The following is a 12,538-nucleotide window of genomic DNA, read 5'->3' on the forward strand; positions in this document are numbered from 1 at the left end:
GCGTTCACCATGACTCGTTGATCACAACGCGTGAACCACGCCAGATCCGAAGTCCACCACTCCCCGGGACGCTATCCACGAACTTGTCGGGACGCTCCAGGAATGCCAACTTGCACTGCGCAGCATGCGGGTGGACGTTGCGCTGACCCTCGATGACCTAGAGCGTGATCTCCGACGGGCTCGCGAATCCGCGAGTCTCGCGTACGGAGCCGCGAGCCTGCTGCACCAGGGCGCCGAACTCGCCCGCGGTTGGACGGACCTTCCGTCCCGACCGAAGGCGATATACGCGCGCCATCGGGTAGCCGTTGATTACGGCGCCTCACGGAGGGCCCCAGCAGTCGCTACCGCCGACCGCTACGAGAAGACGCTTCGACAGACCGACGAACAACAGATGACCGCAGCGCGAGAAGCCCAGCCGAGCGCGCTGGCCACTGGGAGACGCTGCAGGACCTACTTGGAATACGAGCGCAAGCCCTGCCGGCGACGGGTCGTGCGTACCGGTCCGGACGAGTTCGCCGATCATTGCCCGGACCACCTCGATGACGACGAACTGAAGCTGTACGAACGTCACAGGCGAGACGCCGCGAAAATAGTGGCGCAGGCGCAACGTGACGAGTTCCGCAGGATCGCAGACGAGTGGATCGCGGCGAGGCTGGGCCCTCGAACGTGGGTGGAACAGGTAGTCGGTTCGACGGGATGGACTGATTAGCCGCGCATTTTCATCGCAGGTCTCGCCGTCCTCGATTTAGAAGTCTGCCCCCTGTTCAGTCATCGCTGCGCCGCCCGTCGACTCCAGTTCAGATTCCAGGCCCTGGGGGATCACCGCGCCCGGAGTCGGAGTCTCATGTCAGAACCATCCTCGACAACAGAGAAAGACAATTTGTGCTGAAGGCAGAGTGCATGCTCTTCTGGTTGGGCGATCACGTCGCGGACTTCAACGTCGGCCGCGTAGTGCGAAGGGGCACGGGCGCCACGTTGCTCAGACCGAGCGTGCCCGGAGCTACGTCCGACGAAGACGGCGTCGGCGAACCGTCGATGCTTCTGAGGCCCGTGTAAGCAGATCCTGCAATTCAGGCGTTGTGCTGTATTCGATCTGCGCGTCGGCCAAACCGATCTCGAGATTGGCTCGGTAGATCATTGCCGCGTAGCTGTCGACGTCGAAAGGCTCCACCCCACCCATATCGGCGCAAAGCGGTGCCGCCTCGGCGCGGTGCCCTTCTGGGGAAAGACAGTGCCTGGCTTTGTTTTCACTGCCGAGGCCCCTGCGATCTGTATCGTCGACCACAGGCCCCACCTTATCGCCGTCCCGGACTGGCGTGGTTGACGTGGCGTCTACCACAGCGCTAATCGCCGGGTTCATCTCCATCAGACACCGGCGGCTCAAGCCCCTCAGTCGCATAGAGCTCGCGCTCGTACTGCGAGATCGGCGGGTTCCTGCCATCGCGAGAAACGCGCAGACGCAGCTCGGTGGCTTGCGCGGCGGTCAGTTTGACCGGGCGCAGCACCGGATCGTCACCGGTGAGCGGGCTGGCCACGGCCTCCATAGGAACTGATTCTCTCAGGGGCCGTCTCACGTGCACTGTTGACCCGCTGCTATTGACGGTCTCATCCGAACGTCAGCGGCCAACTCTGAGCCAAACGCATCGCGCGCACTGGCGCCCACACTCAGCGAGGTTCCGTTGAGCATCTGACGGTGAGGTGGCGAGCAGGCCGGGTGCGCGGGCGGCTAGCTGTGCTATCTCATGAGGTTGATGGCGCTGCGGCGTCGTGGCAGCCGCGGCACCGGTGAGGGCACATGCCGCACGAGGTGGCTCGCGCGGCACATACGGTGGGCACATGACGCGGCCGCCCACCGATCCTGCGGATGTGTTCGTCTTCGCCGGTGCGGGCTTGTCAATGAGTGCTCCGACGTCGCTTCCCCTGTTCGATTGGCTGCGCGACACTTTGCTGCAGGCTCTTGGGTTCGGGCAGTATGTGCCTGGGCGCGACGCGGTGACTGCAGAGCAGCGACGGGTTGCCGGTATCCAGCCCGAACCGTTCTTTTTCGCTTTGGAGGACGCCGGCATCGACACCCAGACGTGGTTGGCGCGCGTGCTCAATCCGCCTTCGGCCCGCCCGAACGAGGGGCATCGCGTCGTTGCCGAGCTGTGCCTGGCTGGCGCGCGGGTGTGGACGGTCAATTTCGACACCTTCATCGAGCGGGCGCTACCCGGGATCGAAGTGGTCGCCGCGCCGGACGAGCCGACGGCGCAGCCGCGCCGTGGGCAGCTTCTCAAACCCCACGGGACGATCGGCGGCCGCTTGATCGTGACTCCTCGAGAAACCTTGACCCCGCCGCCGCCAGTGTGGCGCGACCGGCTGCACGCCGATCTCCAGGCCTGCGCTCACGTCGTTTTCATCGGCTACAGCGGACGCGATTTTGACTTCCGCCACCAGTGGAACCGCGTCCTGTCGAACCACATCGTGTGGTGGTTCGACATGCCAGGGCGCGACCACCCCTACAAGCGCCACCTCCTGCGTGAAGTAGCCGCCAGAGGCCACCTCGTATTTCCCGACGCGCAGCCGCACCGATCCTCAGGTGGCAGTGAATTCTTCAATCCTGCCTGGGATTTCGTGCAATGGTGCCGCAGCAACACGCTCATCGACGCCATATCAGATGCCCAGCGTGACACCTTGCTCGCTGATCGCAAGCCCGCACCCATCCCGACGGCACCCACCGGCAACACGGTCGCCCGTGCTGACGTCGCGGCCCTGACCGGCGATGTGGCCACTGCGCAGACACTGCTGCGGCAGGCACGTCGAGACCCAACTCAGCGCGATCAGGCTGTCACACGACTACGGACGCTGTTCTTTAATCGACCCTCCTGGCAGGCCCGCTGGATCACCTCGCTGTGGTGGGCGATTCCGCCGCTGGGCGCGTACGCGCCGACACGGCGACGCCTCCGCACCAAGTACCTGACCCAGCTGTCTCACAGCACCAACCACCGCCGCGTCGTCAGCTTGACAGACCGACTCGTCCGGCGCGACGCACTGCCTGAGGCCGCGTTAGGTCTTCGGCTGGCGGCACTAAAGATGCGCGGCGATGTTGGCGAGGTTATCGTCCAAGCTCGGCGCGCGGTCCTTGAACCGCGATCAAAGAACAACGCCGTGAGATGCAACGCGGCGCTGCATTGGTGCCACGCCTTACTGTGGGCCGGTCATTACCCGGACGTGCGCGCAGCCCTCGACGATCATTTCCGGCCGTTGGCCAACATCACTAACACCCGGTGGATGGCCTGGGCCGACTACATCGAGGCCTGTCTTCTCATCGCCAGCGCGCCACCAGGCTTCGATGCGACACGCATGGACGCTGTCACCGATCTATTGGATGCCGCTGACGACCGATTCCGAGCCGAAGCCAACCAGTCCGGCGTAGCTGACATTCTCACGGTGCGGCTCACCGCGCTGCGGCAGCATCAACAGATTCCCAATTACGTTCGCGCAGCCAATCTCCTGCGCGAACTGCACCAACTCGAACCCATGGCCCACTTCGCCGCTCAAGCCGCGACTATCGAGTTGGCGCAAATGTACAGTTATCATCTGCACGATCGCCGACGCGGGCTAGAACTAGTGAAGAGACTGCGCCACAGTCGTTTTCCCGTGCACTCATCACTGGCCTACGCACTCAGCGGGCAGTGGACCACCGACGCTGCCGAATCTGATCGGCTGCTGGCGCAGGCAATCGGAATCTCGCAGCCGCGCGGCCTTGCCCGCATCAGCGGCTTCGCCGCTGATCTCACGAAGCTGCCCGCGGGTCACCGCAACGAACTCGAGCTGTTCTTTCCCTAGAGCCACTGCTGCGACTTCTCATACTTGATGTGCAAATCCCATCTGACATGACCACCGAATGACCGACAGGTTCGTTACGGGCGCGTTTGGCAGAGAGCGTCGCGAAAGAGGTACCGCCGCCGATGGGTAAAAGTGCCCCGAAATCGACCGTGCGGCCTGGCGCTCGCATTCTTGCTCACGCCTCTCACGATGAGCGACGGCGGCTTGTTCGGCAGGCAGCCGACGGGAGCGCCGTTCGGAGCCGCGCCGCGGTGGAAGCAGCCGAGAGGCCACCGATTGCGCACTAGCGGTTCAACTTTGCGCGTTACCGGTTCATCGCCGTCGACAGCAACATGTTCGTCGTGATCCGCCACCACGTAGGCGATGGAACGTCTCATGCGGCGACCCTGTAACGAAGCGTGGCTCAGTCTGAGGAACAATTCGGACGGGATTCGGCGGATCGCTTCAAAAACGCGATGAATCATGCCTTTGGAGGTTTTCGTTGGCGACATCCTGCACCGAATAGCGTGAAGGGCCGGAAAAACTTAAAGAATCGGCGATGAAGCCAACATGCAGGTCGGATGGCACCAGCCAGATGAGCACGACGCAGCGTGCGGCGGCAGGTGGACCTAGTCGAGCCAGTGAGGCCGGCCCATCCGCCATTCGGCGAATTGACCGCCAAGTGCCGCGATGATCATTATCCGTGACGACGCTCAAACTGGTTGCGCGAAGCGATATTACGCGCAGATGCGGATAAGTTCTACTTCGTTCACCTGCGGGTGGTGTCCGGGGTTGTAGTACTCATGCACGTCGTGGTTTACCGTTTCGATGGTCGACTCGGGCCGGTGCCAGGTGCCAACCGGACGAATGGGCACGAACGATCGAGGGCTGGCGTTCGCCGAATATGATCCAGAGAAGGCGGACAGCTCGGTGTGCGGCCAAGGCCCATTGACTTAGGGGTCAGGGAGTATCGGCCTGGAGTCCTACGCCGCTGGCGACGAGGGGTTGTTGGCCATCGGCGATGCCAATCGGGCTGTCGGTCGTCGGGTTGAGGTCGGCGTCCTTGAAGACCGCGAAGCTGGACGGCTGCTCGGTGAGGTAGGGGAAGTGGAAGCCGCACTTCGGGCACTGCTCACGCAGGACGGCCTGTTCCTGGCTCAGTTCGTATTCTCTGTCCTGCAATTCATTACAGCAGGGGCAGATGCGGAGGAGACGGGTGCCTACGAGTTCAAAGTTGGTGATGATGTCTTCCATGATCGCGCCGTTGGCGGCCCAGGCCTTGGCGTATTTGTGGTAGGTATCGGTGTGCCAGTCGTAGAGTGCTTCCTTGCTGGTCCAGAAGCTACATTCGTTGAACCAGCCCGGATCATCGGGATGCTCCCACCAGGTCAGGTGGAGAAATCCCGGCAGTGCCATCAGGTGGTGGCGAGTGTCGCCAAATACCACTTTGAACTTCTCGTAGGCGTCGGGACTGGAGAAGCGTACGCGTTGCATGCTGAGGTAAATGGGCACAGGTCACTCCTTTTGGGCACCGCGGACATGTCGGGCTGGGGCACGACGCGGTTCGGATGGGTGGGGCATATTGGTTCCAAAGCCTAGAGAAAATTCGCCGCCGTTCCAGAGCCAATTCGGGTGTAGATCAAGGGGCCATGTGACATCGAAGCGAAACAATTCGTCGCCGAATGGTGACACGTCGAATCGGACCCCCGAGCCGGCGGCGTACCGGGTGCTTTATGAGCAGTTGAGGTCGAGCATTCTCAGCGGTCAGCTCGCAGGTGGATCGAAGCTCCCCCCCAGCCGGGTGTTGGCCGCGCAGAATGGGCTGTCGCGCAACACAGTTCTGGCGGCGTTCGACCAGCTGGAGGCCGAGGGTTACATCACAGCTCGGCAAGGGTCGGGGACTTACGTCGCGCGCGTCCTTCCCGAAGAATTCCTCAACAGCGCGCCCCCTTACCCGTCCTGCGAGTCACCCGCTCTGTACCCCGCGGCTACGTTGTCCGGCCGCGGTGAGCGGCTGGCGCGGGTACGGCGGATACCGATACCCTCCGTGCTGGGCCATCAACCCCGCGGAGCGGCGTTTCTCATCGGATTGCCCGCTCTAGATGCGTTTCCCTTCAAGACCTGGGTCAGGCTCTACTCCTCACGCTTCGCCACCGCCGCATCGGCCTTGATGCCCTATGACAACCCAGCCGGTTACCGGCCCCTGCGAGAGGCCATCGCCTCCTACATCGCCACTGCCCGCGGTATTCACTGCACCGCCGACCAAGTCATCGTCGTAAACGGCTCGCAACAAGCCCTGGAGTTCTGCGCCCGAATCCTGCTCGACCCCGGGGATGCCGCGTGGCTAGAGGACCCGGGATACCTTGGCGCGCGGGCAGCTCTGGTCTCGGCGGGCGCCCGCATCGTCCCCGTGCCGGTAGATGAGTCCGGACTCGACGTCGCGGCAGGTATCGAACTCGAGTCGACCGCGCGCATCGCGATCGTCACGCCGTCGCATCAATTCCCATTAGGGCACACCATGTCGTTGGAAAGGCGGCTCGCACTCATCGATTGGGCGGCGCGTAACCAATCCTGGGTCATCGAAGACGACTACGACGCCGAGTTCCGGTATGTCGGAAAACCCCTAGCGGCGCTCACCGCCATCGACACTCATCAGCGCGTCGTCTACGTCGGGACCTTCAGCAAGGTCCTGTTTCCCAGCCTGCGGCTGGGCTACATCATCGCCCCCGAGGCAATCGTCGACGGTTTCACCGCAGCGCACTTGAGCACCGACATGCACGCCCACCTCATCGACCAGGCAGTAGTCACCGACTTCATGGAACAAGGCCACTTCGCTAACCATCTCAGAAGGATGCGCGTTCTGCATCGCGAACGCCAGCACCTCTTAATTCAAGAGGCCGAAAGAATAAGCAACAGTATCGCATTGGCGCCCTCCGACGGCGGGCTTCACCTCGTCGGTCAGCTCGCGGATTTCAGCGACGACACCTCGATCGCCAAACGGGCTCTGCACCAGGGGATCCACGTCTGGCCACTGTCAATACATCACTACCATCCCAGCAGATCGTCGGCGCTCCTGCTCGGATACGCAGGAACACCCAAACTTGACATGCGAACCGGGTTCGATGTTCTGGCCAAAGTGCTACAGACCAACGGATAACTACCCAGCGCTGAGTCGAGCGTGTCGTGTCGACGCGTGTCAGTCTGAAATGCGCGGGTTGGTTACCGCAGGACGGACCTTCGAAACGGAGCTAACCAGCGGTCTAGGATCGAGCGTCATCCGTTGCGGGGCAACGTGATTGCTCATAGCGCAATCGCGGATCACTCCAGGACGCTTGCCGTCCCGATCATCGGTGGTCTCATCTGGACGCCTAGGGGATACCGGTCAGTCGGGTAGGACTGCTAGCGACCAGCACCAGCCGGCCAGTTCCCGGGCGATCGCGACGTTGGCGATCACCGGGCGCTTCCTGCGGGCGTCGAAACGGGCCCATTGGGTGTGCAGGCGCCGGTTGGCCGCCTGGCCCCGGGCGCGGGCCGCCGGTGATGCGAGATCCCACCGACGCCGCAGTTCGGCTCCGGGCCGGTATTGGGTCCGGTGGAGTGCGATAGGGCCTCCGGGATGTCCGGGCGCTTCAATTGGTCGCGGAGCGTGACAGCGGCAGTGCACTACGAGCCGGTCCCGCCGGGCTTGCCGCTTCGGTGACGATGGCGAGACTCGCTTAGTTGGGGCGACCTCCTTGGTTACCTTTGTCTGGCAAGGAGAGGGTTCCAGACTTGGTTGATCGAGGGGTGCGGCGCTACGACGTGCCGCAGCACCTCGACGGGAACCTTGGCGACAACGGCGAGCGTGGCTGCTTGCGCGAGTTCGGCGAACTCGGGCCCGACGAAGGTGGCGCCAAGCAACGTATTGGTGTCGGCATCAATGACCAGTTTCGCCCAGGCATTGAAGCCGTCGCGGAACAGTGCGAGGTCGGGTACCGATTCGGGGTACCTCGCGGTAGCCGTCGTGACAGAGAACCCGTCGGCGCGTGCCTGTTCTTCGGTGCGTCCCACTTCGATGACCTGGGGGTCGGTGTAGATGACTTGGGACAGGTTGTAGGAGTCTCGGGCGATGAGTTCGTCGGCGCCGAGCTGACGACCCTGTGCACGGGCGGCGATGACGTCGGCGACGACGACTGCGTGATACTGCGAAAGGTGGGATAGCAGTGCGCGTCCGGTGGTGTCGCCTATCGCGTAGAGCCACTCGCCGTCTACGCCCTGCGCCTGCAAATGGTCGTCGACGGCTACAAAGGCCCCAGCGTGCAGCCCGACGGTTTCGAGGCCGAGGGCATCGGTGTTGACGACCCGCCCCGCAGCGATGACTATTTCGTCAACCTCGATGGTCTCGTCGCCGGTTGTCGCGCGGACGACGCCACCCGCCACGGGTCGGGTGACGCGAGACAGGTGAGTGTGGAAGCGAAGGTCTACCCCTTTGTGGCGCAGTGAGTCGGTGACCATCTCGGTTGCGACGGTCTCGGAGTTGCGCAGCAGGGTGTCGCCGCGGGCCAGTAGCGTCACTTGGGATCCGAGGCCGGCCAGAATGGTGGCGAATTCGACTCCGACGACGCCGCCGCCGATGATCAGGCTGCGTGGTGGTACGTGCGTCATGGCCGCCAAGTCGCGATTGGTCCAGGGCCGCGCCTCGGCCAGCCCCGGTATGTCGGGGATGGCGGGGCGGGTGCCGGTGGCTAGAACGACGGCATGCCGCGCGCGGATCATCTCCTCGCGTCCGTCGGAGTGAGTGACGGTGACTCTGCGAGGGCCGGTCAGACGGCCGTGGGCGTGAATTACCGCGAGGCCGCCCTGCTGGAGCGCACCGGTAACTCCATCGTCGTTGAGGTGGTCAACGATTGCGTCGCGTTTGGCGAAGACGGCGGCGATGTCGAGTTGTGCGTGCCCGACGGCTTCACGCACGCCAGGGACGGCCTTGGCCAGCCCGAGCACCTCGATGGGGCGCAGCAGCGTCTTGGTCGGGTTGCATGCGAAGTAGTGGCATTCACCGCCGACGAGGCGTTCTTCGATCAGGGCGACCCGAAGCCCTTCGGCGGCGAGGTAGCGCGCGGCGGAGGCGCCGCCGGGTCCGCCACCGATGAGGATGACATCGAACTCCGAATGTTGCGTCATTACAGCCCTTTTTCTTAGTCGTCCCGCGATTCGGAGGTGTGGATGGATACTTCGGAACGCAGGGTGCGGTGCACCGGGCATCGGTCAGCGATGGCGAGCAGTTTGGCGCGTTGGTCGGCGTCGAGCGGGCCAATGAGGGTGATGCTGCGGTCGATTCGGTCGACCATTCCCGTGGCGGTCTCGCATTCGGCGCAGTCCTTAGCGTGGATGCGGGTGTGACGCGAGTCGACGACGATGCGTTCCAGCGGCCATTGCTTTCGATCGGCGTACATCCGCACCGTCATCGACGTGCAGGCACCGAGCGCGGCCAGGAGAAAGTCGTAGGGGGTTGGGCCGGCGTCGTCACCGACGGGGTGGGGCTCATCCGCGGTCAGTCGATGCCGGCGCGCGCTGATCTGCTGGGTCAGTCTACCCGGGCCGCTCTCAGCGACCCGTACGGCGCCGTCGGCCAGCTCGGTCGAATCGGCCGTAGCCGTGTTGGAGGGCGCCACGTACCTGCTCGACCACGCCGCCAGGACGCTTGCGGCGTACTCGGCGTCAGCCCGATCGCTGAGAAGGTGGTCGGCGCCGTCAAGAGTGACGAAAGATTTCGGATGCCGCGCGGTGTCGAAGATGGTTCGCGCGTTGGTCACCGACACCACCTGGTCGACCGGGGAATGCATGACCAGCAGCGCGGCGTCGAGGGTGGAGATGCGCTCGCGCTGCGGTTGCACCGCGATGTCGTCGAGAAACTGGCGGCGCACCCGAAAAGGTCGGCCCCCGATCGATACCGTGGCTTCGCCCGCTTTGACGGTGGGCAGGGCATCACCCAGCAGGTTGGTGACGTGGGAGGGGTCAGCCGGTGCGCCGATGGTCGCGACGGCGCGGACCTCCGGGATGTGCTGCGCGGCGGCCAAGACTGCTGCGCCGCCGAGCGAGTGCCCGATCAGCACCGCTGGTGCATGAAATTGGTTGCGGAGATGGTCCGCAGCGCGCACCAGATCCTCGATGTTGGAGCTGAAGCCGGTGGCCGCGAAGTCGCCCTCAGAGTCACCCAATCCAGTGAAGTCGAACCGCAACACTGCGATTCCCTGCCTGGCCAGTGCACGTGAAATCCGGCCGGCGGAGACGTTGTCTTTGCCGCAGGTAAAGCAATGCGCGAACAGTGCCCAGGCTTTGGGGATGTCAGCGGGCATCTCCAGCTTGCCGGCCAACTCGCCGTTACCGCCGCGGAAGGCGGTTCTGGTCGATGTGCTCACCATTCCCCTTTCAGCTTCTGCGCAGCTTGACTGGACTGTACTACGTGGAACAGTTTGCGCCACCGCCACAAGCCGCAGACGGCTCCGGGGGACGACCTAAAGACTGAAGCTGCATCAGTATTCATTGAGATAAGGCGTTTTCAAATCGGACGCCGCGCCTCATGCCTTGCGGAAACCGCCGTGGTGATCAGACTTAACATCGCCAGAACTGTACTGTAGGGTACATCGCATGCCTCATGATCCGAGCAGCGAACTGGGTCCGGCTGGTCGACAGGGCGAAGGATGATACAGCGACAAATCGGGCACCCCGATCGTCACCAGCTTGGCAAGAAAGAGAACTGAGCACGTGGCAGAGTTCTACGCTCTCGTCGGCATCGACACGGGCAGCATCATTACCTATTGGTCCGACGGCGCCGAGCGGCTGTTCGGGCACCGCCGAGCCGAGGTGATGGGTCAGAACCTGGCGATCATCATTCCCGAAGAGCACCGCGAAGCGCACCGGGTGGGGTTCAGCGCCGCGATGCAGAAGCCCACCATCTCCGACGTACACCTCGACGTACCGACGATGCACGCCGACGGCCGTAAGCAGGAATACCCGGTACGACTCATGGTGGTCATGGATGCCTTCGGCGTCGCCCTGGGCGCCCTGGCGGTCTTCTCCAGCAGTGGAGTGGTCGGAATCCCGCTCTACTAACTGCACCACCCTGCGCTTGGTTCTAGTACGCACCGACCGCGCGGAGAGGGCATGCCTGCTCGTGCACGTACTCGTCGACCGGAAAGGTCTTCATGCGCCCGAACAGTGATCACGGCCCCGATCTCGGGCTACCCGAATCCACGATCGCCGTTGCAGCACAGGACTTCTGCCGCTCGGTATCACCGCCGTTCATCTACAACCACTGTGTGCGGAGCTACCTGTTTGCGCGGCATATGGCGACCGCGAACGGTCTGCGCGCCGGGACCGACTACGACGACGAGCTGGTGTTCTTGGCGTGCCTGCTCCACGACTTGGGAGCAACCGAGCACGCCAACGGCAGCCAACGGTTCGAAGTGGACGGCGCCGACGCGGCGGCCGCCTTTCTCAAATCCCACGGGTTGACCGACGGCCGGATCGCCACGGTGTGGCGGGCCGTTGCGCTACATACAAGCGATGGCATCAGTCACCGTTTCGGCAACGTGGAGGCCGTGACGCAGATGGGCGTCGGTGTCGACGTCTTCGGACGGGGGCGGGAAGCGATTCCGCAGGCGTTCGCCGACGTGGTTCACGCGACCTGGCCCCGCCACGACCTCGGCTACGCCTTGGCCGTGGCGATCGTGGAGCAGGTCGAGAGAAATCCAGCCAAAGCCAGTCCGTTGAACTTCCCGGGTCACCTCTACAACTTGCGCCACCCCGCCGGCGCACTGCCCGACTACTTCGATCTCGTCGACGCGGCGGGGTGGAATGACCGGCCTGATCGCGCCCCCACGAGCACCTAAGTGCTCAGCAACATTGCGGGGAAGCGTAATTCCGCCTGGCGCAACGATCGGCCAGTCTTGCAATTGCACACCATCGTCGACTTGCTGGTGCCCGTTCACGGGTGGTGACGCTCGACCAAGGCCCGGCGCAGAAATGCGCCGCCCGCGTTGTTCCACGCCAGACTCTTGGCGCGGCCGAGCGGGGATGGGCCGGAAAATCGTAATCACCCATCGCCATCGACACGTTGCAGGTACATGTTCTGCAGTTGACGTAGCTGCTCGTCCAGCTGCTAAGCGTCGTCACTCCCGCTGAGTCCTCCTAGGCCGCAATGTGGACCCGCAAACTCCGAATGGCGTCCCCCAGGGTGCACAATGCCACCGCGAGGAAAACGACATCCTTCAGCAAGAACGAGCCCACCAGCGACAACACCGGAAAACCACCGGCTTCGGGTGCCATCACACCTGGAGTGCTGAGGATAAAGCTCAGCGTCGCGACGAACATTCCGATCGCCATGACACTACCCAGGATGGACGCCTTCGGCGCCCACGGCTTGACGGCGATGAGCGCGGCGGCCGTCAGCTCGAAGACACCCAGAACGGCCGAGAAGGCCGTCACCGAAAAGACGTCGTATACCCAACTCATCAGGGGGCTACTGGCCACCAAGGGCTGAATGGATTGGGCCTCATAGGCAGTGAACTTGAGCGCGCCGATCCAGGCGATAACCAACACCAGCGCGTACCGGAGCGCAACGTCTCCTCCCGGAAGCAGAACCCGCGAGGTGATCGGCGAGTGCGACAAACGAGAGAGCAATGATCAGAACCTGTGGATGAGCCTCGGCGAGGCGGCGTAGGAAAGGGCGCACCTTCCCGAGGATGATCTG

General features: G+C 63.5%; 10 protein-coding genes and 1 pseudogene. 4 read left to right on the forward strand and 7 right to left on the reverse strand.

Translation table 11 applies throughout. The features are described 5' to 3' along the window. Window positions 1-1,000 precede the first annotated feature (1,000 nt). Together ACJH6J_RS29095 and ACJH6J_RS29100 are read right to left on the reverse strand one after the other, a co-directional pair. On the reverse strand, window positions 1,001-1,285 hold the full coding sequence (locus tag ACJH6J_RS29095; RefSeq protein WP_142394585.1) for a hypothetical protein: 285 nt from the start codon (window positions 1,283-1,285) through the stop codon (window positions 1,001-1,003). Window positions 1,286-1,343: 58 nt separating this feature from the next. Continuing rightward, window positions 1,344-1,544, reverse strand: a complete 201-nt coding sequence (locus ACJH6J_RS29100) for a hypothetical protein (protein ID WP_103799449.1) — start codon at window positions 1,542-1,544, stop codon at window positions 1,344-1,346. A 292-nt stretch (window positions 1,545-1,836) separates the two neighbouring features. Between ACJH6J_RS29100 and ACJH6J_RS29105 the strand changes: the two genes are divergently transcribed. After that, window positions 1,837-3,828, forward strand: a complete 1,992-nt coding sequence (locus ACJH6J_RS29105; RefSeq protein ID WP_103799450.1) for an SIR2 family protein — start codon at window positions 1,837-1,839, stop codon at window positions 3,826-3,828. Between the two features lie 939 nt (window positions 3,829-4,767). On the opposite strand, the gene ACJH6J_RS29110 is transcribed toward ACJH6J_RS29105, so the two are convergent. Then, window positions 4,768-5,319 carry an antibiotic biosynthesis monooxygenase gene (locus ACJH6J_RS29110; protein WP_103799451.1) on the reverse strand — a complete coding sequence of 184 codons (552 nt, stop codon included), beginning with the start codon at window positions 5,317-5,319 and terminating at the stop codon, window positions 4,768-4,770. Window positions 5,320-5,458: 139 nt separating this feature from the next. On the opposite strand from ACJH6J_RS29110, the gene ACJH6J_RS29115 reads away from it, so the two are divergent. After that, on the forward strand, window positions 5,459-6,964 hold the full coding sequence (locus ACJH6J_RS29115) for a PLP-dependent aminotransferase family protein (protein ID WP_258045169.1): 1,506 nt from the start codon (window positions 5,459-5,461) through the stop codon (window positions 6,962-6,964). Between the two features lie 225 nt (window positions 6,965-7,189). Here ACJH6J_RS29115 and ACJH6J_RS29120 read toward each other — a convergent pair. The 3 genes and pseudogenes from ACJH6J_RS29120 to ACJH6J_RS29130 all read right to left on the reverse strand — a co-directional run. Continuing rightward, window positions 7,190-7,402: pseudogene (locus tag ACJH6J_RS29120) on the reverse strand (IS110 family transposase); the annotation flags it as partial. Between the two features lie 143 nt (window positions 7,403-7,545). After that, window positions 7,546-8,967 carry an NAD(P)/FAD-dependent oxidoreductase gene (locus ACJH6J_RS29125; protein WP_103799453.1) on the reverse strand — a complete coding sequence of 474 codons (1,422 nt, stop codon included), beginning with the start codon at window positions 8,965-8,967 and terminating at the stop codon, window positions 7,546-7,548. Between the two features lie 14 nt (window positions 8,968-8,981). After that, window positions 8,982-10,205, reverse strand: a complete 1,224-nt coding sequence (locus ACJH6J_RS29130) for an alpha/beta fold hydrolase (RefSeq protein WP_406803216.1) — start codon at window positions 10,203-10,205, stop codon at window positions 8,982-8,984. A 346-nt stretch (window positions 10,206-10,551) separates the two neighbouring features. Between ACJH6J_RS29130 and ACJH6J_RS29135 the strand changes: the two genes are divergently transcribed. Both ACJH6J_RS29135 and ACJH6J_RS29140 read left to right on the forward strand, forming a co-directional pair. Further along, window positions 10,552-10,899: a PAS domain-containing protein gene (locus ACJH6J_RS29135; RefSeq protein ID WP_406804943.1), complete on the forward strand. Its 348-nt coding sequence runs from the start codon at window positions 10,552-10,554 to the stop codon at window positions 10,897-10,899. 92 nt (window positions 10,900-10,991) lie between these two features. Next, the gene (locus tag ACJH6J_RS29140) at window positions 10,992-11,678 is read left to right on the forward strand and encodes an HD domain-containing protein (protein WP_103799456.1); all 687 of its coding nucleotides are present in this window, start codon (window positions 10,992-10,994) and stop codon (window positions 11,676-11,678) included. 298 nt (window positions 11,679-11,976) lie between these two features. On the opposite strand, the gene ACJH6J_RS29145 is transcribed toward ACJH6J_RS29140, so the two are convergent. Beyond that, the gene (locus ACJH6J_RS29145) at window positions 11,977-12,468 is read right to left on the reverse strand and encodes a YkgB family protein (protein WP_406804944.1); all 492 of its coding nucleotides are present in this window, start codon (window positions 12,466-12,468) and stop codon (window positions 11,977-11,979) included. Between the last annotated feature and the right edge of the window lie 70 nt (window positions 12,469-12,538).

Origin of the sequence: Mycobacterium sp. SMC-18 (assembly GCF_045310895.1) — a bacterium.
In the GTDB taxonomy this organism is placed as follows: domain Bacteria; phylum Actinomycetota; class Actinomycetes; order Mycobacteriales; family Mycobacteriaceae; genus Mycobacterium.